The sequence below is a fragment of the Litoribacillus peritrichatus genome, assembly GCF_039537985.1.
Lineage (GTDB): Bacteria > Pseudomonadota > Gammaproteobacteria > Pseudomonadales > Litoribrevibacteraceae > Litoribacillus > Litoribacillus peritrichatus.
The window spans coordinates 1132461-1156458 of sequence record NZ_BAABBN010000007.1; the positions used below are offsets into that span (position 1 = coordinate 1132461).

At 46.4% G+C, this 23998-nt stretch carries 21 protein-coding genes; 17 read left to right on the plus strand and 4 right to left on the minus strand.

What is annotated here, in order from left to right; translation table 11 throughout:
- Nucleotides 1-127: 127 nt before the first annotated feature.
- Both ABD744_RS14825 and ABD744_RS14830 read left to right on the plus strand, forming a co-directional pair.
- Nucleotides 128-1105 (plus strand): helix-turn-helix transcriptional regulator, encoded by a 978-nt coding sequence (locus tag ABD744_RS14825; RefSeq protein ID WP_344799310.1) that lies wholly within the window; start codon nt 128-130, stop codon nt 1103-1105.
- A 136-nt stretch (nt 1106-1241) separates the two neighbouring features.
- Nucleotides 1242-1748, plus strand: coding sequence for a GNAT family N-acetyltransferase (locus ABD744_RS14830; RefSeq protein ID WP_344799311.1), 507 nt, complete (start codon nt 1242-1244; stop codon nt 1746-1748).
- A gap of 68 nt (nt 1749-1816) precedes the next feature.
- Here the strand turns inward: ABD744_RS14830 and ABD744_RS14835 are convergent, their stop codons facing one another.
- The 3 genes from ABD744_RS14835 to ABD744_RS14845 are packed head-to-tail and all read right to left on the minus strand — an operon-like array spanning nt 1817 to nt 3702.
- A complete protein-coding gene (locus ABD744_RS14835) occupies nt 1817-3070 on the minus strand; it encodes a Y-family DNA polymerase (RefSeq protein ID WP_344799312.1) in 1254 nt (417 codons plus the stop codon).
- Entirely contained in the window at nt 3058-3486 is a 429-nt protein-coding gene (locus ABD744_RS14840) for a LexA family protein (RefSeq protein ID WP_344799313.1), read from the minus strand. Before ABD744_RS14840 ends, ABD744_RS14835 begins: the two co-directional genes overlap by 13 nt.
- A 48-nt stretch (nt 3487-3534) precedes the next feature.
- Complete coding sequence (locus ABD744_RS14845) at nt 3535-3702, minus strand: hypothetical protein (RefSeq protein WP_344799314.1); 168 nt, start codon at nt 3700-3702, stop codon at nt 3535-3537.
- A gap of 385 nt (nt 3703-4087) precedes the next feature.
- On the opposite strand from ABD744_RS14845, the gene ABD744_RS14850 reads away from it, so the two are divergent.
- The 8 genes from ABD744_RS14850 (at nt 4088) to ABD744_RS14885 (ending at nt 12357) form a co-directional block, all read left to right on the plus strand.
- Complete coding sequence (locus ABD744_RS14850; RefSeq protein ID WP_344799315.1) at nt 4088-4624, plus strand: hypothetical protein; 537 nt, start codon at nt 4088-4090, stop codon at nt 4622-4624.
- 373 nt (nt 4625-4997) lie between these two features.
- The gene (locus tag ABD744_RS14855) at nt 4998-5408 is read left to right on the plus strand and encodes a hypothetical protein (RefSeq protein WP_344799316.1); all 411 of its coding nucleotides are present in this window, start codon (nt 4998-5000) and stop codon (nt 5406-5408) included.
- Between the two features lie 343 nt (nt 5409-5751).
- The gene (locus tag ABD744_RS14860; RefSeq protein WP_344799318.1) at nt 5752-6063 is read left to right on the plus strand and encodes a DUF485 domain-containing protein; all 312 of its coding nucleotides are present in this window, start codon (nt 5752-5754) and stop codon (nt 6061-6063) included.
- Nucleotides 6060-7730 (plus strand): cation acetate symporter, encoded by a 1671-nt coding sequence (locus ABD744_RS14865; protein WP_344799319.1) that lies wholly within the window; start codon nt 6060-6062, stop codon nt 7728-7730. The genes ABD744_RS14860 and ABD744_RS14865 overlap by 4 nt, the downstream gene beginning before the upstream one ends.
- A gap of 100 nt (nt 7731-7830) precedes the next feature.
- On the plus strand, nt 7831-9738 hold the full coding sequence (locus ABD744_RS14870) for a putative nucleotidyltransferase substrate binding domain-containing protein (RefSeq protein ID WP_344799320.1): 1908 nt from the start codon (nt 7831-7833) through the stop codon (nt 9736-9738).
- A complete protein-coding gene (locus tag ABD744_RS14875) occupies nt 9738-10304 on the plus strand; it encodes an exonuclease domain-containing protein (protein WP_344799322.1) in 567 nt (188 codons plus the stop codon). Before ABD744_RS14870 ends, ABD744_RS14875 begins: the two co-directional genes overlap by 1 nt.
- Before the next feature lie 69 nt (nt 10305-10373).
- Nucleotides 10374-11072 (plus strand): response regulator transcription factor, encoded by a 699-nt coding sequence (locus ABD744_RS14880; protein WP_344799323.1) that lies wholly within the window; start codon nt 10374-10376, stop codon nt 11070-11072.
- Entirely contained in the window at nt 11065-12357 is a 1293-nt protein-coding gene (locus ABD744_RS14885; protein ID WP_344799324.1) for a sensor histidine kinase, read from the plus strand. Before ABD744_RS14880 ends, ABD744_RS14885 begins: the two co-directional genes overlap by 8 nt.
- Nucleotides 12358-12476: 119 nt before the next feature.
- Here ABD744_RS14885 and ABD744_RS14890 read toward each other — a convergent pair whose 3' ends face one another.
- The gene (locus ABD744_RS14890; RefSeq protein WP_344799325.1) at nt 12477-13352 is read right to left on the minus strand and encodes a DUF1295 domain-containing protein; all 876 of its coding nucleotides are present in this window, start codon (nt 13350-13352) and stop codon (nt 12477-12479) included.
- A 480-nt stretch (nt 13353-13832) separates the two neighbouring features.
- Here ABD744_RS14890 and ABD744_RS14895 point away from each other — a divergent pair, with 480 nt between their 5' ends.
- The 7 genes from ABD744_RS14895 to acs all read left to right on the plus strand — a co-directional run bounded on the left by ABD744_RS14895 (nt 13833) and on the right by acs (nt 23986).
- Entirely contained in the window at nt 13833-14852 is a 1020-nt protein-coding gene (locus ABD744_RS14895) for an AraC family transcriptional regulator (RefSeq protein ID WP_344799326.1), read from the plus strand.
- Nucleotides 14853-14965: 113 nt separating this feature from the next.
- Nucleotides 14966-16132, plus strand: a complete 1167-nt coding sequence (locus ABD744_RS14900) for an efflux RND transporter periplasmic adaptor subunit (RefSeq protein ID WP_344799327.1) — start codon at nt 14966-14968, stop codon at nt 16130-16132.
- A gap of 2 nt (nt 16133-16134) precedes the next feature.
- The gene (locus tag ABD744_RS14905; RefSeq protein WP_344799328.1) at nt 16135-19368 is read left to right on the plus strand and encodes an efflux RND transporter permease subunit; all 3234 of its coding nucleotides are present in this window, start codon (nt 16135-16137) and stop codon (nt 19366-19368) included.
- Nucleotides 19343-20185: a hypothetical protein gene (locus ABD744_RS14910; protein WP_344799329.1), complete on the plus strand. Its 843-nt coding sequence runs from the start codon at nt 19343-19345 to the stop codon at nt 20183-20185. Before ABD744_RS14905 ends, ABD744_RS14910 begins: the two co-directional genes overlap by 26 nt.
- A 174-nt stretch (nt 20186-20359) precedes the next feature.
- Complete coding sequence (locus ABD744_RS14915) at nt 20360-20809, plus strand: GNAT family N-acetyltransferase (protein ID WP_344799330.1); 450 nt, start codon at nt 20360-20362, stop codon at nt 20807-20809.
- A 54-nt stretch (nt 20810-20863) separates the two neighbouring features.
- Nucleotides 20864-21679 carry a class D beta-lactamase gene (gene blaOXA, locus ABD744_RS14920; protein ID WP_425562172.1) on the plus strand — a complete coding sequence of 272 codons (816 nt, stop codon included), beginning with the start codon at nt 20864-20866 and terminating at the stop codon, nt 21677-21679.
- Nucleotides 21680-22018: 339 nt separating this feature from the next.
- On the plus strand, nt 22019-23986 hold the full coding sequence (gene acs / locus ABD744_RS14925) for an acetate--CoA ligase (RefSeq protein ID WP_344799331.1): 1968 nt from the start codon (nt 22019-22021) through the stop codon (nt 23984-23986).
- Nucleotides 23987-23998 lie beyond the last annotated feature (12 nt).

The following is a 23998-nucleotide window of genomic DNA, read 5'->3' on the forward strand; positions in this document are numbered from 1 at the left end:
CTTGGAAAGTGTTTCATGTTAATGATTCTCATTTATGTTAACATTTTGGCTCTTTAGATCTGTAAAAGAACGCTATTCAAAACGGACAAACTGTTATGAGTAACCGTCACATCAAGGGAATAAGGCGATGAAAGGCAAAGAGATTTTTTTGGATGACATTCGTTTTCTTCAAAGCTCGCTTGGTTTATCGGAGCAACTGAATGGTGTAGAAACCAATAATCCGGTGATGGCGGGCCGGTTTCGTTACCATGCATTTCTGAATGGTTTGTCGATGCATGCCACTGATGCAGTTGAAAAGCAGAATTCGAGCAGTGTGCTGGAACTGCCCGCCGGGTTAAGTTTCAACTTCATGTTCAGCGGAAAAGTGGATTACTCGTTTGCTGATCGCCGATATGCCTTGGAACCTTTTCATAACCAAACGTCTTGTTCGGCCATTGTGAATAACTCAACAGAAATCATGACTCGGGCTATGTGCAAAGGGATGCGAGTCAAAAAAGTAAATGTGTTTGTGGAGCGGCCCTGGCTGGAAAGTCGCTGTCAATCACCGGACGATATCCGCATGTTGAACCGAGTGTTCAGTCAAAAACGGGTCTGTAATTGGTTGCCAGAACCTTCGACTTTGGCCAAAGCTGAGCGCTTATTAGAGATTAATCACGCCAGTAACTTTTCAGAAAAACTGGAAGTGGAGCATTTAACGATGCAGTTGCTGTCGGACTGCATTAATGCGCTGAATCGCTATTTGGATGAGCACGCAGGCGAGAACAAGCAAGATGAAACTCCAAACGGCTCAACTCTGAAACAGGATATTGATGCACTGCTGAACCAACACTTGTCTTTAACGGAAATAGCTCAGGCACTCAACACCAGTGAACGGACACTGCAACGGAAATTTCAAACCCACTATCACCAAACTGTGGCGTCTTACATAAAACAACGACGGATGGAAAAAGCGAAAAAAGCCTTGGTAATTGAAGGAAGAAGCATTGGTGAGGCTGCTTATTTGGCGGGGTACAATCACTCATCCAACTTTGTAAATGCCTTTAAGAAGCAGTTTGGCATGACCCCGGCGGAGTTCGTGAGAACGCACTGTGGTTTGCGGCATTAGAAGGCTTTCGTTATGAGTATCTAAACCGATAAATACTATGCTATCGTTTTTTATGGACATATAACCATTTACCGCGCAAACTCGTTCGTTTTACTCCTCGCCTATTTTGGCTACGTTAATTTTTGGAAGATCAAGATTGAATATTCAAATAAGCAACGAAAGCTCCGCTGATATAGCGAAAATACATCAGGTTACAGAGAAGGCGTTTTTAAATGCACCTCATACTGATCATACCGAACAGTTCATTGTTGATGCGCTTCGTCGTGCAGGAGCGCTGACGATCTCTCATGTTGCCAAAGCCAATGGGGAAATTATTGGTCACGTTGCGATTTCGCCTGTTACTTTTTCGAATGACGAAGCCAACTGGTTTGGACTTGGGCCAATATCTGTTCTTCCTGAATTTCAGGGCCACGGCGTTGGATCGAGTCTAATGAAAAGCGCCCTTACCGCTCTCGAGTCTATGGGTGCGTCTGGCTGTGTGGTACTTGGTGACCCTGATTATTATGGCCGTTTTGGGTTTAAGGTCGTTGATGGGCTGATTTTACCCGGTGTACCTGCTGAGTATTTTCAGGCGCTGTCGTTTAACGACAAATTTCCCAATGGTGAAGTGTCTTACCATGAGGCGTTCTCGGTCAAGAGTTAACAAGCGCAGGCACGGTAAAGGGCTTTCCGTTTTCCCGAGTATTCTACAGCTCGCCCCAACCTTTATCGTCAGCACTTCACCCGAGGGAGTTCTTTCCACTTAGTCGTGTAAGCAGGGGATTTTAAATTTCTTTGCATTTTCCAAAAAGGGTCGATGCCTTGGTTGGCGAGAAACACATGGCCTTTGGTTTTGTTGATGTGATCCAACAGTTTCATTAAGGTCTTAGATTGCTCTCCTTGTCTTGCTGTAAAAGCATCGATTTGCTCGGGCGATTCCGCCAAAATTTCAATTAAGCCGACGCCAGCCCGGGCAAAGGGGACTTCAGGTTTAAAAACAGTTTCTCGTATGGCTTTACGTGCCAAAGCGGAGATTACCCGGCTATCATTCGTGGGTGTTTCCAGCGGTATGACTACGGAGCGAGAGTAGTAGTGTGAATGAAAGCGAGAAGATGAGGCAAAGACTTGCATGGTTTTTACTAACTGCTTTTCTTTGCGAAGTTTTTCACATGCCCGGTGTGCGTATTGGCTAACAGATTGTTCTAATGCTAAGCAATCAGAAACTTTTACTCCAAAGGAGCGTGTGGAGTAGATTTGTTTTTTGGTTTCAGGTGTTTCATCCAGCCCATAACAGGGTGTTCCTCTGAGTTCTGTTATGGTTCGGGATACGTTAACACTGTAGCGCCTTCTCATGCGTTCCGGGTCTTGCTGTATTAAGTCCAGAACGGAATACACCTTTTGATCTGATAAGCGGCGAGATAAACGAGAGCCGATGCCCCATATTTTATGCACCGGAATTTTGGCAAAGACGTTATGCCATTGATCCGGCTTGTCTAAGACACATACGTAGTTGCACTTTCGGGATTTCTTGGCAATGTGGCTGGCCAACTTTGCCAGGGTTTTGGTCGCGCCCATGCCAACCCCAACGGGAAGGCCAACATGTTGATGAACCGTAAGGCGAATGTTGTGTCCTATGCCCGGTAAGGTACTTATTGGGTGCCCGGATAAATCCAAAAAAGATTCGTCGATGGAATAGATTTCGATGTTGGGTGAGAAGGTTTTTAAGGTTTCCATTACCCTTGAGGATAAGTCACCGTACAGCTCATAGTTGCTGGAAAAGACATGGACCTTAGCTTTTTGCAATTGGTCTGCGATTTTAAAGTAAGGCTGGAGGTCTGGAATCCCCAATTGTTTGGCTTCTTTCGAGCGGGCTACGATGCAGCCATCATTATTACTTAAAACGATGACGGGTTTTCCTCGTAAGTCTGGCCGAAAAACTTGTTCGCAGCTGGCAAAAAACGAGTTGCAGTCCACTAAAGCGTACATGGTTTATGGCACCTGATTGAGAAGGCAACGACCCCTTCCGTGGTTATATTTTCCTCTTCATTAATGTAAATGGCAGGGTAATTAGGGTTGGCCGATATCAGGCACCTGTTATGGGTATCTATGTACTTGCACGTGAGTTCACCATCAATGCACGCGATGACGATAGATCCGTTTGTTACCTCTCTTGCTCTGTCGACAATTAAAATATCTTTATCAAAAATGCCGCTGCCAATCATTGAACTACCGCTTGCCTGCACAAAGTAAGTCGCGGCTGGGTGTTTTATTAACAGTTCATCAAGACTCAGGGATTTCTCCACGTAGTCATCGGCGGGGCTTGGAAACCCGGCTGCGACGAATGACTGAAAAAACGGAAAGCGTTTTGCAATCTCGTCAGGGTGAATGGGCGTTACAAACATGGTTAATATCTATACTGTTTATTTATACAGTATATTAAGCCTATAAGTTTATAAAATCAAAGTAAGCTGATGAATGGGCTGGTTGTTATTGGACTTGTGCTGTTTACAGTGGCTTAGAGGACTATTGATGGTTTTTGGGCTTTTTCCTTGCAGGGTAAGTTCGTGAAGATAGCGTTGATACAGAGAATTAAAACGGGCCTGATTTTGTATGTTCATGTTCGAATTCCTCACAGCACTTTCGGAGTTGAAGAGTCTAAGAAGTACAGTTGATCAGGACTTTTGCCGCTTTTAACTATGAGCTACTTGGTAAAGACGTGCTGTGTAATCCAGATTTAACAACAAACCACGAGTGTTGCACTTAATATCTGAACTTAGGCTTTAAGTTTGAACGAGTCGAAATTAATGGTCCTTTTCTTTGTGTATAAATACTGACCGTATAGATTACTTTTCCATAAAAGCGTAAGTAACCTCTCCATAGGAAGGATGGCATTGGTTTCTTTTAATGAGGTGGCAAAAGTATGGTCGATTTATGTCTTATGTGCTAAAAAGACTCGAAAATGACAAGTAGCTCAGTTAAGCAGCACACAATGGAGTGGAAATAATGAGAAAGTTAGGACTAATAATCTCTGCAGTAGCACTAATGCAAGGGTGTTCAACGACGGACTTAAATAAGATTGCAACGGATGCCGTTTCTGGGGCAATTGATGGTGTGATGAATTCTGCGGGCGGCAGTGGCTCGATGATACCAACGGGTTCAAATTCAAGAAATTACTCAGTAGAAACTGAGAATATTACGACGCAAACGGCTAAGAAAACCCGAAAAGATTACGGGGCAATTACGATTGTAAGAACGGAAGCGAATCCGAAAAAACAGACTCGATTAGTGTTGGATTCTTGTACCCACCCTCGAATTGGTAGTTTACGTTGCGGTGGCCATCTGTTTGAAGTGACACCGGAAGGTTGGTTGAAAGATGACCCTATTACCTTTAATGACGTGAATTATCCTGAGCTAACTTTGGCGGCGGGAACTTACTATATCAAAGCCCATAACTGGGATTCAGGTCAAAACCGTTTTGTGACTGGCGAATTCACGATTGAGCCATTTGTAACCAATATGGTAAGCCTCGAACTTGAATAACGTGTTGTTGAATACATACTATTATTCACATCTGATGTGAGTTTTCTTGCTTACATTCTTGCTATTCTTTCAGAATCAAAGGGGTCAGAGTAAGAAGTTATCAAATGGAATCAGCTCAAAACAATCTCCAAAGCTAAGTTCAATTTACTCTGACCCCTTTGATTTCCTTTCTGCCATCAAGGGCATAGGCGATATCGGTATTTACTTTGTGGGTATCTAGCTCAATAAAAACTATGCTATCGTTTTTCATGGTTCTGATCTCCATTTATAGTCAATGAAACTATATTATGGTCCTGGCTTTGCTAACCCACGAACCGGAGGACAGCACTCTTTCGTGGGAAGCAATTATGTCTAAATTTCAAACGAGAATCGAATGAGTAGCCACGAAAAAGCTATAGAAGCGGCAAAAATGTACGCACATGAAGGCGAGGACTTTCGTGTCGCCAACCATCACTCAGAATTTTTAGAAGGCTCTTTATATCTCATCAACTTTGAAAGTAAGTTTGAGCCTGCTCATTGCTTTGTTTATATCGAGGGCGAAAAAATTGAAGTTTGTAAAAACCAGGCATTACTTAATGAGCTTGTTTCACGTAAATCCAAAAAAGGTGGTATAACCGCATTTTTAAATGGTATTGGTGGTGTGTCAGGAATAATTAGCATTATTATCACTCTAACAATAGTGTATCTGGTAATTACACGTCCAGAGATGAGCGTTCCGAAAGAACTTTGGGCTGCTTTAACAGCGGTTTTAGCGTTCTATTTTGGCAGCAAGGCATCGAAGTAGGAAAAAAATCTAACAGAATCAATGGGGTTACGAGTCAATGGGGTTTGGGCTCTTTTAACTCGGCTTTAATCTCCAGCACTGGAACACCGCTCCCTAAGTTTTCGTCAGTTATGATTGATGATTTATTGTTTGTAAAAATAACTTTCAGACTCTTTCATACCAAAGTCTAATGACATTTTTCAAATCCCCTTAAATTATCAGCGCTTTGAATTCATTACGTTTTTCTTATTTATAAATCAACATCTAAGACCTTATTCGACCTTGGTCTAATAGAAGAATCTGAGGGTTTCTCTACATTCATAGGTATGGGCACTCGCCTCAATGAATCGATGGAGAAATCATCATGCACGACGAAATCTATAAAAAAATTGAAAAAGATCCGCGCTTTCAGGATCTGGTCAAGCGTCGACAGAAGTTTGCCTGGACCTTGTCCTTGGTCATGCTGGCCATTTATTACAGCTTCATCATGGTTATTGCTTTCAAGCCTGAGATTTTGGCGATGACCATTTCGCCGGATTCCATTGTGACGGTTGGTATTCCGGCCGGAATCGCCATCATCCTTTCGGCCTTTGTGCTGACTGGTATTTATGTGCGTCGTGCCAATGGTGAGTTTGATGCGCTGAATGCCTCCATCATTCAGGAGGCGAGCAAATGAACCCTGTTATCTCTCGTTTATGGAAAGGTGTGATTGCCCTTGTTGCGATGATGCCGATGTTGGCGTTGGCCGACAGTGTGGAGTTGTCCGGTGGGCAACAGGCGTTGAATATTCCTGCGGTGTCGATGTTTATGATTTTTGTGATCGGCACTTTGGGTATTACCTATTGGGCTTCTCGCAGAACTCAGTCTGCTTCGGATTACTATACCGCTGGTGGCGGTATTACCGGGTTTCAGAACGGTTTGGCGATTGCCGGTGATTACATGAGCGCGGCGTCTTTCTTGGGCATTTCCGGGTTGGTGTATTTGTCGGGTTTTGATGGCCTGATTTACTCCATTGGCTTTTTGGTCGGCTGGCCGATCATTTTGTTTATGATTGCAGAGCGTCTTCGTAATTTGGGTAAGTACACTTTTGCGGATGTGGCTTCGTATCGCTTGGGCCAGAAAGAAATTCGTATTTTGTCGGCCATCGGTTCTTTATGTGTGGTGGCTTTGTATCTGATTGCACAGATGGTGGGGTCGGGTAAGTTGATCGAATTGCTGTTTGGTCTGCCGTATGAGTATGCCGTAATTCTGGTGGGTATTTTGATGGTGATGTACGTGACGTTTGGCGGCATGTTGGCCACCACTTGGGTTCAGATCATCAAAGCGGTATTGCTGTTGTTGGGTGCGACGTTCATGGCGGTGATGGTGATGAAAACCACGGGCTTTGATTTTACAGTTTTGTTTGAACAGGCAACCGAAGTGCATCCGAAGGGTGAATCCATTCTTGCGCCGGGTGGCTTGGTGTCTGATCCGGTGTCAGCCATTTCATTGGGCTTGGCCTTGATGTTTGGTACGGCGGGTTTGCCACATATCCTGATGCGTTTCTTTACGGTGAGTGATGCCAAAGAGGCACGTAAATCGGTGTTTTATGCCACTGGCTTCATTGGTTACTTCTACATTCTGACGTTCATCATCGGCTTTGGTGCCATCTTGCTGGTGTCGACCAACCCTGAGTTCCGTGATGCGGCGGGGGCGTTGATTGGCGGTAATAATATGGCCGCGATTCACTTGTCGAAAGCGGTGGGTGGTGATGTGTTCCTGGGCTTTATATCAGCGGTGGCGTTTGCAACCATTCTGGCGGTGGTCTCCGGTTTGACGTTGGCTGGGGCTACGGCGGTGAGCCATGATTTGTACGCCAATGTATTTAAGAAAGGTAAGTGTACTGAGGCGCAGGAAATCAAAGTGTCCAAAATGACAACGGTGGCTTTAGGGGTGTTTGCCATCATGTTGGGTATTTTGTTTGAACAGCAGAACATTGCCTTCATGGTGGGCTTGGCGTTTGCGATTGCTGCCAGTGCCAACTTCCCTGTGTTGTTCTTGTCCATGTACTGGAAAGGCTTAACCACTCGCGGCGCCATGATTGGTGGGTGGATTGGTTTGCTGACGGCCGTGGTGCTGGTGATTCTGGGGCCGATCGTCTGGGTGGATATCCTTGGCTTTGAAACGGCAATCTTCCCTTATAAGTACCCTGCGTTGTTCTCCATCTGTGCTGCGTTCACAAGCATCTGGTTCTTCAGTGTGACCGATAAATCGGCAGAAGCGACGCACTCTAAAGGTTTGTTCCGTGGTCAGTACATTCGTTCTCAAACTGGGCTTGGTTCTGCTGCTGCCAGTGCTCATTGATTTTTAAAGTGTTCAACTCCCTCAACGACTTTCCGGGCCTCATGGCCCGGCTTTTTTTTGAGCATTTTAATAAAGCCATAAAAAACGGGAGGGCTTCAGTATGAATTCTTCAGAGCATCCGGTCAGTGCCAATTTGTCGCTCGATGTACCTGAGTCATTGCAGCAACCGCCTTTTGATTTATTGAGTGAACGTCAGCGGCAATCGCTGGTTAATCGGTTAAACATTCGCTATTACCCGAAACACACGGTGATCTTTGATGCAGGGGAAACGCCGGCGGGTTTGATGATCATCATGAAAGGGGTTGTTGAAGAGCTGTCACGTGATCAACAAGAAGTCTTCAGCCATTACAGGGAGGAAGATTTGTTTGACGTGTCATGCGTTCAGGCGCAGGGCATGCTGACTCAAACCAAACACCGGTTTGTGGCTTTAGAAGATTGTCTGGTGTATGAAATTCCTGTGCGGGTATTAGAGGAATACGCCGAGTCGGTGCCGGAATTGATTCGCTTTTGGTCGTCCGATCCTATTCAAAAAGATGACTTGTCTCAGGCGAAGCACCAGAAGAACCTGGCTGAATTCATTTTAACCAAAGTGACGGCGGAGATTTGTCATCCTTTGGTTCGGGTGAATCATAAGACAAGGTTGAGTGAAGTGTTAGAGCATTTGCTGGTGGATGCCAGTGGTTGTTTATTGGTGGAATCTGGAATAGCGGTTCAGCCTTCTTTGATCACCAAAACCGATGTGCTGATGGCTCTTCAGGCGATGAGTGATCGCTCCGACCGGGTAAACCTATTGAGTGCGTTGATGGCGACCCCGGTGGTTGATTGTGGCTTGCTTCAAACGGGGCCACTCATTTCAGTTGAGTGTGGTGATTACTTATTTGATGCCATGTTGTTGATGACCAAGCATCAAATAGAGCGGGTGGTGGTGACTGATCAAACGCGAATCGTGGGGGTGTTATATCAAACTCAGTTGTTGAGTTTATTCTCGACGCACAGTCACGTATTAAGCTTGCGCATTGCCAGCGCCAGCAGTCTGGTTGAATTGCAAGCTTCGGCGGAACAACTGAAAAAGCTGGTCGCGACCTTGTTTAATAATGGCATTAAAGTTCAGTTCTTGATGAATTTGGTCAGCACGTTGAACGAGATGATCATTCGTAAGACTTTTGAGTTGATCATGCCCGAGGCTGTGGTGGCTCATTCCGCGTTAATAGTGATGGGCAGTGAAGGGCGTGGTGAGCAAATTATGCCGACCGATCAGGATAATGCGCTGATTCTTCGTAATGGTTTTGAGCACCCTGATTTACCGTCGTTACTGGACTCGTTTTCTGCGACTTTAGCGGAGTTCGGTTATCCGTCTTGTCCGGGAAAGGTGATGGTAAATAATCCGTATTGGGTGGCTTCTGTGTCCGACTGGCATCAGAGGTTGATGACCTATGCCGTGCTTCCCTCTGATGCGGGTTTGATGGAGGTGGCAATCTTGCAAGATGCCCGGTTTATTGTCGGAGATGTCAGCTTATTCGACGAATTTAAAATCAACTTTAATGATAAGGAAAAGTTCTCGGATGCAGTATTAGCCCGATATGCGGAGTCTGCTTTGGTGTTCAGTACGCCTTTGACGTTTTGGGGGCAATTAAAATCAAGCCATGATCGGCTGGATATTAAACAAGGTGGCTTATTCCCTATTGTCCAAGGAGTTCGGGCGTTGTCTCTGGAGCATGGCATCATGGCGGTTTCGACGCTGGCGCGCATTGATGCTTTGGTCACAAAAGAGGTGTTAGAAAAGACTTTTGCCCGGAAGCTGAGCCATGCGTTTTGTTTGTTTATTCGGTTTCGGCTGGATCAGCAACTTTTACAAGCAGCCAACTCTTTCCTAGACTCTGTGGCGGATAATGAGATTAATCCCGCTCAATTATCGGCCACAGAGCGTGATTTACTGCGTTATGGTTTGCACACGGTTAAAAAATTCAAACAACGGCTGAGACACCATTTTCACCTGGAACGACTCTGATGCTGGATTCGTTGAAGCACTGGTATCAAAAACTGGCGGTTGCCAAACTGCCGGACACTTGCGTTTGTCTGGATACAGAGACGTCCGGGTTGGACCCTGCCTGTGCCCAATTACTCAGTATCGGAGCGGTACGAATTGAGCATGGGGTGATTTTGGGTGAAGACAAGTTTCATGTGGTGGTGAAGCCGGATCAGGCGTATCCGTTGGATTCGGTGCCTATTCATCGTTTGAGGCCGCGAGACGTTGAACAGGGCATTCCTGTTCAGGCGGCGTTAGATGCGCTTTGTTTATTTATCCGGCATGACCCGATCGTGGGGTATCACATTCACTTTGATCGGGCGTTGCTTGAACGTGCGCTCGGAAGACCGTTCGATAATAGGTTTTTGGACGTGGCAGACATCTATCATAAACGAGCACATCAAAAACTTGCAGGCAATATGGCGGCGGGTCATGTGGATTTAAGTTTTGAAGTGATTTGTCAGCAACTGGATATCCCTGTGATTCAAAGACACACCGCGCTGGGTGATGCATTGACGACGGCACTGATGTATTTGAAACTGCGTTAGTTCGATTTAAGGTTATCTTAATGTCGTTTATTGTAGTCTATTGGGAATGTCTTAATTTCTGGTTTATGTATGCGTATTTTAATTGTTGAGGATGATGCAGCGTTATCGGCATCCATTGCGGAGTTTCTGGAACTGCAAGGGGCCGAGTGTGATTTTGCCTATCACGGCCTGGCGGGGGTGGCGTTGGCGTCTCAGGCTCAGTATGACGTGATTATTCTGGATTTAATGTTACCTAAGCTGGACGGCTTTGATGTTTGTATTGAGCTGCGTAAACAAGGGTGCAGTACGCCGGTATTGATGCTGACTGCAATGGACACCACTGAGGATCAGTTGTCAGGCTTTCGTGCCGGAGTGGATGATTATGTGGTGAAGCCTTGCCCTATGCCGTTATTGTGGGCGCGGATTTCAGCGTTGTTTCGTCGGTCTTTGAACCAGCAGGCGCTGAAAACATTGGGGCCGCTGCAGGTCGATATCGAAGCTCGAACACTGAACCGGGATGGTGTTGCCATTGAGCTGACACCCACCGAATGGCGCATTTTAGAAGTGTTACTCAGGCACAGCCCGAAAGTGGTGTCGAGGTCGGACATAGAGGCGTTTGTCTGGCCGGATCAGGAGCCTGACTCCGGTCGGCTGAATGTGCATTTGCATGCCCTGAGAAAAGCACTGGATAAACCGTTCGATTACCCATTGATTAAAACCTTCACCGGGCTGGGTTTGAGTATTTCAGTGGATGAACAGGGTAAGCCGCACAGGGCCGAGAATGAATAAAATAAAACCAATGAGTAAGTCGCCGGTGAAAACGCTTGCTCAACAGTTGCGCTGGCAAATTACTTTAGCTGGTGTGGTGTTCGTCGTGGTGTTTATTATCAGTCTGAATGCATTAACTTTGCGCTCGGTGGATTTTGCGGTAGACAGCTTCATTAAAATGGAAGCGCACAATCTCGTAAAGCAATTGCAGCTTAATCCTGAGATGGCTTTACCGTCAGAAGACAGCTATCAGGCTGTGCGTAACTGGGAGAGTTTGCCGGGTTTTATTCAGCCGTTATTCCCCAAAGATACCATTGAAGACAATGAAGTTTACGATGCGGAATACACCGATGAACAAGGCGTCATTAAATACGTGTCCTTGCTCAGGTTTGTGGATCAACAAGGGGATTCCATTTATTTATTGACGTTGAGTGATTTGGAGGAGACGGAGGAGGTAATAGGTCAAATCATTAACCATGTCTCATCCGGGGCCATTTGGGTGGTAGCGATGATCTTTGTTGGCTTGTTTATGTTTGTGCTCTGGTTATTAAAACGCACCAATGAGCCTATGGTGTTGTTGAGTGAATGGGCCGAGCGGCTTAAAGCCAACGATCAACTGAATCAGGATCAGTTTCCAATCGCCGAACTGAATGATCTGGCGGCCCAGTTGAAGGCGGGAGTTGACCAAATTACCGAGTATAACTTGCGGGAACAGCAGTTTTTAAAGCACGCCAGTCACGAATTACGAACGCCATTAGCGACCATTCAGGCTTGTTTGGATACGCTCGATTTTAAGCTGACCGGGGCCGAGCAAACCACCGTACAACGGGCGTTGAAAGCCAGCCTGAACATGAGTCGGTTATCGTCGGCTTTGTTGTGGCTGGCGCGAGAGTCGGAAAAACCCATTGATAAAAGTGATGTGATGCTGGACGCGTTTTGTCAGCAACAGGTGGCAGATCATCAGTATTTAATTGCCCATCGTCCGGTCGAGATTCAGACCCAAATTAATGCCGACCAGATTGAAATTGAAGAGGATTTGTTACTCATTGTTTTTGCCAACCTGTTGCGCAATGCCTGTCAATTTACCAGTGAAGGCATCATCAAAGTGACGTTTGATGCTAATGCCCTGACCATAGAAAACCCAAGCGATGTATCCATCAATGCCTCAGCTATTCACACGTCAGTCTCGGAATATCAAAGCTTTGGCCTGGGTTTGCAGTTGGTTGAACGAATCTGTCATAAGCTGGGTTGGAGGTTTAAGTATATTGAACACCCTGATCATATTCAGGTGACCGTCATATGGTGATGTATTTATCCGGGCTTTTTTTTACGGATTGATACAAGGCTTCGAGCTGGCTGATTATTCTGAATCTTATCAATACGATTAGGATAACCCCCGTTTCTTTAAACTAAGAGCGTGCTAAACTAAGAGCGTGGGAACCAGGGGAAAAACATATTGGTTTTATCTTGATATTCCCGGTACCCGCTTCGTTTACGAGCAGAGTAGTATTCGGCAGGTTTGGCTCCAGTGAGGTAGACCAGGGTTATATACAGCATCAAGGATGCACTCAAGGTTCCCAGCGTGATGATCCACCAGATCATGGGGGTTACATTGAGAGCCATCAGTGAAGGCAAAGAGGCTACCACAACGCCTGTCCAAACCAGCCACTCTGCAAAATAATTCGGGTGGCGACTGTATTTCCATAAGCCGATATTACAGACGCCTTTGGCATTTTTTGTTGAAAAATACAGCTTCTGCCCATCCGCGATCGATTCGATCACATAGGCTAGCGCCCACAAGCTGATGCCGACAATTTCAATGTATGAGAGGTCAGCATCGGGTCTGATAGCAATAAGAAAACCGGGCAAGGCCAATGCCGTTATGTTTGCCGCGCCTTGCGCCCAAATTTCTGCCAGTAGGTGCAGTTCAACTTGATTGCTTCCTTTTTGCTCTAACAACATGCGTCGGTATTGGTAGCGTGGAAATTCTGTTTTGAATATCACGCCTGTTTTTTTTGCGAATACCACAGCACCGACCCCCATTCGCAAACCAATAAACAAATAGATTCCTCCGATGATTAATTTACGCCATAGTTCAGCATCGCCGAACAGGATAATCTGTAAGCCAATGAGGGCAACGCCGAACGGCCAAGCAATATCAACGTAAGAAACACGCCTGGTTTTTAGAAAAGGGATACAGGCAATAAAAGTAAATAAGCCTAACTGTAAGAGGGCATTGATGGTCACTAAGTTAATCAGGCCTTCGTGGCCAGAGCATAAAATGGTGCCAAATAAAAACATGAAAAATATATTCAGAGATATGCTCATTATGTAGTTACCTTTAGCTCAAATGGCGCTGCAAATAGTGAAATGAATATGCCGTCAGTCTATCGCTTACTGATACGAAGCACTGCGACGATAGTCGTCAGTGCCATGGCAAATTTTGTCATTGTTTGCTTAAATCGATTAAATTTTAATTCTAGGGAGTCTCTGAACAAGTCCGCTCTAGCTCTGCGGGCGCTAGAAAAGCGTTAGAACAAGGCGAGCTTCGTAGAGAATGTCGTGACCTTTTCAAGAAGTTCAACAAAGTTCTAACGCTTTTAAAGCCCCGCCCTTTGGGGCCTTAAGAGAAATGACTCTTTTTTGTTGCGATTTTTTGACGTAACCCGTTATGCCTTCAAACCGCGCCTCAAATAGCCATTTCTCTTATAGGCCAGAGCAGAGAGAGTCTTATTCAGAGACTCCCTAAGAAATCAGCCGTTTTGTTCTATTGGGTCATTCATGTCGTATTCGCAAAATTATGTTACTGGTATCGCTTTGTCCCAGTTTGTGCATGGCGCGACAATTTTAGGCCTTGATGTATCAACGGCTTTGAAGAAGGTAGGTTTATCTGATGAGCATATGCAACCTACGGCGCGTGTCCCTGAAGCCAGATATGAAATGGTTCTGTTGCAGCTGATGGCTCAGCCACACAGTCCGAGCTTTGGTGCAGATATTGGACAACAGATTATACCGCCTTTGTATGGTGTGCTCATGTCTCTGGCATTCGGCTCCGCCTCTTTGGGAGAAGCAATAACTTATTTGGCCCGATATCAGGGTTTGGCAACAGGAAACTGTGGTGAGCTAACTTATGTTCAGGAAGAACAGCATTACAAGTTATGTATCTCCATGACGCACTCCAACCCGGTTGTCAGGCGGCTGGTAAGTGAGTGTGTGATGACCTTCTTTTCCATGTTGCCGAAAATTATTACGGGTCGCGCCGACTTGTCTCCTCAGCAAATATCTTTTGAACACAGTCCTTGTTCTAAGTCTGCACAGCGATATGTTGAGACTGTCTTGAATTGCCCGGTTGCATGGGGAACAGGGGAATCTAGCATTACCATCGGTGAGCGTGAGCATGCGATGCCCATTTTTGGTCATGGTGAACAAATGCTCAAAACCGCTGAATCGCTAGCGCAATCACAGCTTGAGAAGATAAACAGTCAGCAATCGGTGATAGAAAAAATCACATGGCACATAGAAGAGCAAATGCAGTCTGCGGCCCCAAGACGAGAAGAAATCGCCAGGCGTTTGAATATGTCCGTTCGTACACTGGATCGGCGTTTAGATAGTGCGGATACGAGTTGGCAAGAGCTGCTTGATCATATTCGTTTAAAACGGGCGACAGGGTTATTGGTAACAAGTGAGCTGTCTATAGTGGCTATTGCTGAGAAATTAGGCTTTTCAGATGTTCGTTCTTTCCAACGGAAATTCAAAACATGGACCGGAATGAGCCCATCGGATTATCGACGAGGGGTCTGATTGCCAATTTACCAGTGAAGGCATCATCAAAGTGACTTCAACGGACTTAAGACTGTCTTAATACGCGTGCTTTTAAGCTGTTGACCGAGAATGTTAATTCACGGTAAACCGCTATGCGCAACAATGTTAAACGAACGCTTTTTCTTTTCATTTCAATGGTACTGTTGGTGATGGTGTTGATCGTGCTTGAGGAGCCCCCAGCCTCGCCGATCCAACCTGAACAGACGACGCCGGCACTGCCGAACATTTCTTATACCGACGTAGTCCCTGCGACTCATACCACAGAGCTGACGCTGTACGGTGAGTTGGTGCCTAAGTGGAATGTGATTATTAAAGCGCAGGTTACGGGGGAGGTGACCGAGGTCTCACCCAGGTTTGAGGTGGATTCGTTGATCGACAAAGGCGAGTCCCTGATTCAAATCGAAGACAGCCGATACCGGTCTGAATTGTCGAACGCTGAGCTGAACTTGGCAGAAACACGTTTGTTGTTGCGCCAGGCTCAGGAAAAAACCGGGTTGGCAAAAAAGGATTGGCAGCTTTCCGGTTTCAGTCGTTTGCCGTCCGATTTGGCGTTGTTTAAACCTCAGCTGGATTTGGCAGAGAAGCGAGTCAGTTCCGCTGAAAGTGCGTTAAACGTTGCAAAGCGAAACCTGGCCTACACGCGCATTGTCTCGCCATTTAATGGCGTGGTGGCGAAGCGGTTTGTGGGCTTGGGGCAGTTGGTGTTTGAGGGTGATCCTGTGGTGCAGCTTTTGGATTATCAGCACCTGCAACTGTCGGTGTCACTGAATGAAGCGCAATGGGCCAATTTACCGGAGAAATGGCAACAGCAAACGGCGTTTTTGTATACCCCTGATGATCGCTTTTTGGGCCGAGCCAAAATGGTTTATGGCGGCTACCGTGTGGATAAAGATACCCGACAATATCAGCTTTTGATGGAGCTGAATGACGTCTCGGATACAACGGACGGCCATTCTGAAATCCAAGCGGTGCCTGGCCTGTTTGTAAGAGTACAGGTTCCGGGCAAGCCGAGAAGGCATTGGTTACGAATACCTGAAAGTGCGCTGACCCGTGAAGGCTTAGTTTGGTTGATCGCAGCGGATGACACCTTACATGCTTACGCACCAGAGCATGTTCAACACAGCGGACATCATGTGTTGGTGCCTCCACCGGAGGATGAAGGTTTGATGGTGAATGGTGCATGGCGTATTGCTATCACTCCGTTGGCTTTTTATGTGGCCGGAAAGCAGGTTAAACCTATTAAGCGGGTGGAGGGATAATCATGCATTCACTCACCAGTTGGTTTATTCGTAACCCGGTCGCCGCTAATTTAATGATGCTGTTAGTTCTGGTGGCGGGCTGGTTTACGGTGTCTTCGATTCGGGTCGAGGGTTTTCCTAAGTTGCCTGCAGATACCCTGGAAGTCACCACCATTTACCCCAATGCACATGTGCATCAGGTGGATGAACAAGTCACCCGTCGAATAGAGCGGTCTTTTGAGGGACTGGCAGGTGTTAACAAAGTGACTTCTTTTTCCAGTGAAGGGTTATCGGTGGTTCGCGTTCAAAAGCAGGAGGGATACTCGCTTAGCCGTTTATCTGAGGATGTGCGATCACGGTTAGATGCCATTTATGGGTTACCGGACAAGGCGGAGGAACCGGTAGTCACCCGAAACGATTTTGATTTGGCAGCCATGATTGTGCAGCTGTATGGCGATACCGACCCTGATACATTACAAACCATCGCGACGGATGTCCGTGAAACTTTGTTGGCTTTGCCTGAAGTCTCCAAAATCAAGACTTGGGGAAAAAGGCAAGCTGAAATTCGGATAGAACTGAACCCTGAAAAGTTACTGGCTTATCAGTTGAGTACGGATGATGTATTGATAAAAATTCAGCAGTCATCACTGTCTTATCAGGCCGGTACTCTGAAAACCCAAGGTGGGGATATTTCACTGCGGGCGGATCATGAGCGTTATCAGCGTCTCGACTTTGAAAGCATCCCCATCCGATCTCTCAATCATGGCAGCGAACTGACTTTAAAAGACATTGCTTCCGTGATGGATGATTACGAAGACGATGGTTCGCTGGTTCGGTTTAATGGTCAGCCGGGCATCGGACTGGAAATTATGATTGGCCGACAGGAAAACTTGCTGGAGATTGCTGAAGCCGTGCAGCAGTCGTTAGCCAAACAACGGTTAACGCTTCCCAAAGGTGTGTCTTTGGTTTCCTGGGCGGACAGCAGCCACTACATTTCAGAACGCTTAAGCTTATTGAAAGACAATGCAGTGCAAGGCCTGTTGTTGGTGTTCGTGTTGTTGTCTTTGTTCTTAAATATTCGGTTGGCCTTTTGGGTGGCGATGGGCATTCCGATTGCCATTGCGGGAGCGCTGGCGGTAATGGGCTCAGACTGGGTGGGATATTCGCTCAATGACATCACCACCTTTGGGTTAATCATAGCCCTCGGCATTTTAGTGGATGATGCGGTGGTCGTTGGTGAAAGTGTGTTTGAAGAACGAGCGAAAACAACCGATCCGATTAAGGGAACAGAGCTGGGCGTACGTAAAATCGCAACGGCGACTATTTACGGGGTACTGACCACCATTGCTGCTTTTTTTCCGATGTTGTTAATTGATAATGCCATGGGAAAAATTCTGGCCAGCTTTGCCGGGGTGGTGATTCTCACCCTGATTTTTTCTCTGATCGAAAGTAAGTTCATTTTGCCTGCGCATTTGGCGGCGGTATCGATCAACAATGACAAACCTGCCGGGTCTAAGTGGTCGGTATTTACTTGGCTAAAGCGCATGGGGCATGGTTTGCAGCGATTGGCTCAAACGGCTTTGGATCGTTTTAAAACAGCCATTTATGCGCCGGCTTTGGTGTTTGCTTTGAAGCAGCGATATTCGGTGCTGATTGTCTTTATTTCGATGGCCATTTTAGGTTTAGGAATGATCGAAAACGGTAGCATCAGAACGGTGTTTTTTCCGGATATTCCAGGCCAGGTGGTTTCGGTTCAGGTTGAAATGGATTCTCGTGCGCCGTTGCAGTTAACCACTGCCAACGCTCAGCGAATTGAACAGGCGGCCAATGAACTGAATCGTTCATGGCAACAAGAACACAACTTACAGAACTTACCCATTCGACACGTATTGATGGTGGTGAACAATGCGGCTTCCGTTGAGTTTTATGCGGAACTGACGCCAACCCATGAGCGTCCGAACTTGTCGGCGGAGGAGATCGTTTCACAATGGCGCGAGCGTGTCGGGCAGGTTGAAGGCGCAATGGAGTTGAACTTCAGTGCATCGGAAGAAACCGGCGGTGGCTTTGCGCTTCAGGTGTTCAGCAAGAATGAAGCGTCTCTCCGGCGAGTGAGTGATTTGTTGATCGAGCATTTGAATAATACGCCAGGAACCAGTGACGTCAGGCAGGACTTAAAACCCGGTCAACCTCAACTGCGTTTTAAGTTAACGCCGGAAGCTCGTTATCTTGGGTTCAGTGATCAAAGTCTGGCGGCTCAGATTGGTGATCGTTTTGGTGGCGTGGAAGCAAGGCGTGTGCAGCGTGGTTCTGACGAAGTGAAAGTGATGATCAAAGATCGTCTGCAATCCAGGAATTCCTTGTCGGATATTATGAATCTTAGGGTGCAGAATGATCAAGGACAATGGTTTCCGATCACTGCTGTGGCGGATATTCAATCTTCGTATGTGACAGATTATGTCGCACGCCGGGACAGCCAACGGGTCAACACCATTTATGTTCGATTGAACAAGGCGTTGCTGTCGCCCTCTGAATTGGGGGCGCAATTGTTTAATGGCATGACCGAGGATTTAGAAGCCCGTTTCCCAGAGGTAAAAATCAAACAAGCGGGCGAGTTGGAGGAGATTTTTACGGTAAAAAATAATCTGGTTAAGGCGCTTATTTTTACCTGTGTTCTGATCTATGTGTTATTGGCCATACCGCTGAAATCTTACAGCCAGCCATTCATTATTATGTCGGTGATTCCATTCGGTTTTGTGGGGGCGGCTATTGGGCATTTGATCATGGATGTTCCCCTAAGTTTGCTGTCGTTCTTCGGTATGTTGGCTTTAGCGGGCGTGGTGGTAAATGATTCTCTGGTGATGCTGACCCGGTTTAATCAGGCGAGCGCTGAAGGGCTGACGATACATCAAGCGTTATCCGAGGCGGGCCTTGGCCGGTTCAAGGCCTTTTTCCTGACGACCACCACAACCGTTGCAGGCCTTACGCCACTGATGCTGGAAACGTCTGAACAGGCTCAATACCTCATTCCGGCCGCCATTTCGCTTGCGTTTGGAGAGCTGTTCGCCACGGCTATCACCCTGATTTTGATTCCGGTTCTGATCGCCATCGGGCAGGACGTAAAAGGCGTTTGGACATCGATTTCCACGCCTTTGACGACAGATAAACAAGATGATGTTTTACCGAGCACCAAGCACTCAAATGCTCATCCCGATAAAAACAAGGAGAACACCCATGTTGTCAATGAACTCACGTATTAAGTACGGATTATGGATCATTCTGTTGGTTTTGACGGCCGTTTCCAGCGCGAATGAAGACGTTAAACAGGATTTATTGTACGCCATTCAGTTCGACGGTGAAGACGTGGGTTATAACCGCATGCTGTGGTCGGTCTCGGATCAAGAGACTCGCGTGTATGAAGTCAGTGATATTAAACTGACTTCGTTTTGGGGCGATACCCAGATTCAATCCAGTAAGATTGAGAAATACGATGCGGACGATCAAATTATTCAGGGGGAGTACCTTACTTTATTCAATGAGTATTTGCTGGCCTCTTATCTGGTCGCCACTCAGGACAATTTGTTAAAACATACCTTTCAGTGGTTTGAGCTGAATGACCCCCTGCTTAAACGGATACAACGGAGTTGGTTGCAACCCGTAGAGCGGGCAGTTGTTAACGATGTTGCATTCTCTCCGGTTCGCCATGTGTTGAAAACGTTAAAGCCCAAAGAGCGTTTGGTGTCTTTCATTGATCCGAGTGAATTTGATGTCACGTCAACTTCCCTGTCGTTGAACTTACCGCAATTACTTGAACGTAAAGAAGCACAGCGTTTACGTACTTTGAACCCGGAAACCGAAGACGAAACCTTACTTCATGACTTGGCGGTTGAACGCGTGAAAAATCTGCCCTTAGAAATAACGACCACCCACCAGCAGACTGAAACCTTTAAAATAAACTATGCCGATGGTAAGGCTACGCACGTTCAATACGACCTCAGTCAACAACCGCCAGTGTTAGTTAAAGTGCTGGATGAAAGCGATGATGGGTTAATGGTTTTGACGTTGAGGGCGTGGTAGCTGGTCATATTGTTTGAACTTTAAAGGAATACAATGTTCTCATTTCATGGCTATCTGGTCAGATATCTTTATAATTTTTAAGGTTGGCTTAAACTCGTATGAGTTTGGCGAATCTTATTTTTTAACGCCACGGAATCTGAATTCAATAATTAAAAGGATAGAAGACGTATTTATATGGAAATACAGCTTAAAGATATTACCAAAGATAACTGGGTCGACATGATTGATCTTGAAATCACCAAAGAGCAGGAGAACTATGTGGCTCTCAACTCTGAGTCCATTGCAGCCTCTAAATTTTATGATGACTACGTTAATCGAGGGGTTTACTTAGGTGACGAAGCCGTGGGTTTTGTTCAGTATTATCCTAATCATGAAGAGGGTAAACCCAATGAAATGTTTATTGATCAGTTGATGATTGATGTTAATCACCAGGGTAAAGGCTATGGAACGAAAGCCATCGAGCTTGTTCTTCATGAGATAAAACAACGCGAAGATGCGAGATCAATTTCGATCTGCTATGTCGAAGGGCATGATGTGATGAAGAGGTTTTTCGAGCGGTTTGACTTTAAGGTAGTCGACCAAGATGAATTTGATGAAACCATTATGGAATTACACTTTGATTAAGCTACTAGTTCACTGCCTTAATTTGTTGATGCGCTTTACCTTCAAGGAACCCGGATGAATCTGAAATATTGCACTGCTTTTATTGTTTTTCTTTGCATGACTTTTCCAAGCTATGCCCAAGTGGGTGTCACTGAGCGTTCTGAATGGGGTCAGTATTTTGATGAGCTGAATGCCAAGGGCACAATTGTTGTGGTCGATGGGCGTGAGGATGTTTCTCAAGGCATTACTGAACAGGTTTTGGTTTTTAACGATTCAAGAGCGAAACAACGGTTTTCGCCTGCTTCGACGTTTAAGATACCGCACACTTTGTTTGCCTTGGATTCAGGCGTCATCCGGGATGAGTTTCAGGTGTTTAAGTGGGACGGAGTGGTAAGAGGGTATCCGCCGCATAATCAGGATCAAACGCTGCGCTCAGCCATGCGACATTCGGCTTTGTGGGTGTATCAAATCGTTGCTCAGCAGATAGGTGAACCAAAGGCGAGGCAATACCTGAAACAGATTGGCTATGGCAATGAAGATCCAACCACCAAAGAAGGGACGTATTGGGTGGATGGCGCGTTGGCCATTTCGGCGCATGAGCAAGTTGCGTTTTTAAAAAAGCTGTACCTGAATCAACTGCCGTTTAAAACGGAACATCAGCGGCTACTTAAAGATGTGATGGTGGTGGAAGCGGACCGGAATTGGATTCTTCGTGCTAAAACCGGTTGGGAAGGGCGTTACGGCTGGTGGGTTGGCTGGGTTGAATGGCCTACTGGGCCGGTGTTTTTTGCATTAAACATTGATACACCGAACCGGATGGACGACTTGTACAAAAGAGAGGCAATTACTCGCAAGGTGTTGAAGTCCATTCAGGCTTTGCCATCTGATTGAGGATGCCTTACCGGAATTGAGTCATTTTCAATTCAAGCACTGACTCTTTCTGTTTGTGGTGGTTTGTTGATACGGAATCAACAAACTATCCACACCTTCTGTGGATAACCCTATTAATAACTTATGTGAAACTGTTTCAAACACCCGTTTTAATTGGTTCTCATGCTTTAGTGTTAAAAGTAATCAATTTGTCATTAAGTTCCGTATTTGAGTCCTAGACTAAGGTCTAATGGTTAACTCCCCTCACCCGAGCAACACTTACCTCATCAAATAAATTCCTATTCCTTAATAAGACCGGGGCATGGCGAGGTCGTCGGTATGCCCTTCAGGAGATAAGTGATGAGTGAAGCAACTAATCCACAAGTGGTTCCTGTCGCGCCAGCGTTTGCCCGTGATGCCTGGATAGATCAAACCAAATACAAAGAAATGTACCAGCAATCGATTGTGAACCCGGAAGGTTTTTGGCGGGAGCAGGGTCAGCGCATTGATTGGATGACACCTTACACCAAAGTCAAAAACACCACCTTTGATGATCATCATGTGGACATTCGTTGGTTTGAAGACGGCACCTTGAATGCCTCGGTGAACTGTCTGGATCGTCACTTGGAAACGAAGGGAGATCAAACCGCCATCATCTGGGAGGGGGATGAGCCGGATCAGGACAGTCAAGTTACTTATAGCGAGCTGCACAAACAGGTGTGTAAGTTTGCTAATGCCCTGAAAAGTCAGGGCGTTCGTCGTGGTGATGTGGTTACGATTTATATGCCAATGGTGGTGGAGTCCGTCGTGGCTATGTTGGCCTGTGCCCGTATTGGTGCGATTCATGCGGTGGTGTTTGGTGGATTTTCGCCAGAAGCCTTAGCGGGTCGCATTCTGGATTGCCAGTCTAAAATCATCATTACTGCGGATGAAGGCGTACGTGGTGGTAAATCCGTTCCTTTGAAAGCCAATGTGGATGAAGCGCTGACTCATCCGGACATTCGTTCGGTAGAGCGGGTGATTGTTTATGAACGCACGGCCAACCCAAGTGTTGCTTGGCATAACCATAGGGACGTGCGTTGGGATGACTTGATGAAAACCGCGTCTGAACACTGCATTGCTGAAGAAATGAATGCCGAAGACCCGTTGTTTATTCTGTATACCTCTGGCTCCACCGGCAAACCCAAAGGGGTGGTGCACACTACGGGTGGATATCTGGTGTACGCCTCCATGACGCATGAATATGTGTTCGATTATAAAGATTCGGAAGTGTACTGGTGTACCGCAGACATTGGCTGGATTACTGGCCACAGTTATTTGGTGTATGGGCCTTTGGCTAATGGGGCAATTTCTTTGATGTGTGAAGGGGTGCCAAATTATCCCGATTCCACTCGGGTGTCTCAGGTGATTGATAAACACCAGGTAAATATTCTGTATACCGCGCCGACGGCCATCCGGGCTTTGATGGCCGAAGGCGATGCTCCGGTGGCGGGCACTAACCGCAGTTCGCTACGTTTGCTGGGGACGGTTGGTGAACCGATTAACCCGGAGGCCTGGAACTGGTATCACAAGACCATTGGCGAAGCACGTTGTCCAATTGTGGATACCTGGTGGCAGACGGAAACCGGCGGCATTATGATTACGCCGTTACCGGGCGCGATGGATTTAAAACCCGGTTCTGCAACCCGACCTTTCTTTGGGGTCAATGCCGCGCTGGTGGATAACTTAGGGAATTTGCTGGAAGGTGAAGCCGAAGGCAATTTAGTGATCATCGATAGCTGGCCCGGTCAAAGCCGTACCTTGTACGGAGATCATCACCGATTTATTCAAACCTATTTCAAGACTTTCAAAGGCATGTATTGCGCGGGCGATGGCGCAAGACGGGATGCGGATGGCGATTATTGGATCACCGGTCGTGTGGACGATGTGCTGAATGTCTCTGGCCACCGTATGGGCACCGCTGAAATTGAAAGTGCATTGGTGGCCCATAACCAGGTGGCTGAAGCAGCGGTGGTGGGTTTTCCTCATGAGGTCAAAGGTCAGGGCATTTATGTTTATGTGACTTTGAATCAAAATGCGGAGGCTTCCGAATCTTTACGGCAGGCGCTGAAAAAATGGGTGCGTAAAACCATCGGACCGATTGCTACGCCAGATGTGATTCAGTGGGCGCCGGGGCTGCCAAAAACCCGCTCAGGTAAAATCATGCGTCGTATATTACGTAAAATTGCGGCGGCAGAATACGACGGTTTAGGAGACACCTCGACTTTGGCGGAGCCGCAAGTGGTGGATCAATTGATTGAAGTTCATAAAGGCCTTTCGGTTGCTTAATACAGGCGTGGA

Bases quoted from the DNA above. Each gene is read 5' to 3' on its own strand.
- ABD744_RS14910 (WP_344799329.1), top strand. From the start codon at position 19,343: ATGTTGTCAATGAACTCACGTATTAAGTACGGATTATGGATCATTCTG.
- ABD744_RS14855 (WP_344799316.1), top strand. From the start codon at position 4,998: ATGAGTAGCCACGAAAAAGCTATAGAAGCGGCAAAAATGTACGCACAT.
- ABD744_RS14880 (WP_344799323.1), top strand. From the start codon at position 10,374: ATGCGTATTTTAATTGTTGAGGATGATGCAGCGTTATCGGCATCCATT.
- ABD744_RS14890 (WP_344799325.1), bottom strand. From the start codon at position 13,352: ATGTTTTTATTTGGCACCATTTTATGCTCTGGCCACGAAGGCCTGATT.
- ABD744_RS14895 (WP_344799326.1), top strand. From the start codon at position 13,833: ATGTCGTATTCGCAAAATTATGTTACTGGTATCGCTTTGTCCCAGTTT.
- acs (WP_344799331.1), top strand. From the start codon at position 22,019: ATGAGTGAAGCAACTAATCCACAAGTGGTTCCTGTCGCGCCAGCGTTT.
- ABD744_RS14900 (WP_344799327.1), top strand. From the start codon at position 14,966: ATGCGCAACAATGTTAAACGAACGCTTTTTCTTTTCATTTCAATGGTA.
- ABD744_RS14845 (WP_344799314.1), bottom strand. From the start codon at position 3,702: ATGAACATACAAAATCAGGCCCGTTTTAATTCTCTGTATCAACGCTAT.
- ABD744_RS14870 (WP_344799320.1), top strand. From the start codon at position 7,831: ATGAATTCTTCAGAGCATCCGGTCAGTGCCAATTTGTCGCTCGATGTA.
- blaOXA (WP_425562172.1), top strand. From the start codon at position 20,864: ATGAATCTGAAATATTGCACTGCTTTTATTGTTTTTCTTTGCATGACT.
- ABD744_RS14860 (WP_344799318.1), top strand. From the start codon at position 5,752: ATGCACGACGAAATCTATAAAAAAATTGAAAAAGATCCGCGCTTTCAG.
- ABD744_RS14840 (WP_344799313.1), bottom strand. From the start codon at position 3,486: ATGTTTGTAACGCCCATTCACCCTGACGAGATTGCAAAACGCTTTCCG.
- ABD744_RS14875 (WP_344799322.1), top strand. From the start codon at position 9,738: ATGCTGGATTCGTTGAAGCACTGGTATCAAAAACTGGCGGTTGCCAAA.
- ABD744_RS14885 (WP_344799324.1), top strand. From the start codon at position 11,065: ATGAATAAAATAAAACCAATGAGTAAGTCGCCGGTGAAAACGCTTGCT.
- ABD744_RS14825 (WP_344799310.1), top strand. From the start codon at position 128: ATGAAAGGCAAAGAGATTTTTTTGGATGACATTCGTTTTCTTCAAAGC.
- ABD744_RS14915 (WP_344799330.1), top strand. From the start codon at position 20,360: ATGGAAATACAGCTTAAAGATATTACCAAAGATAACTGGGTCGACATG.
- ABD744_RS14905 (WP_344799328.1), top strand. From the start codon at position 16,135: ATGCATTCACTCACCAGTTGGTTTATTCGTAACCCGGTCGCCGCTAAT.
- ABD744_RS14850 (WP_344799315.1), top strand. From the start codon at position 4,088: ATGAGAAAGTTAGGACTAATAATCTCTGCAGTAGCACTAATGCAAGGG.
- ABD744_RS14865 (WP_344799319.1), top strand. From the start codon at position 6,060: ATGAACCCTGTTATCTCTCGTTTATGGAAAGGTGTGATTGCCCTTGTT.
- ABD744_RS14835 (WP_344799312.1), bottom strand. From the start codon at position 3,070: ATGTACGCTTTAGTGGACTGCAACTCGTTTTTTGCCAGCTGCGAACAA.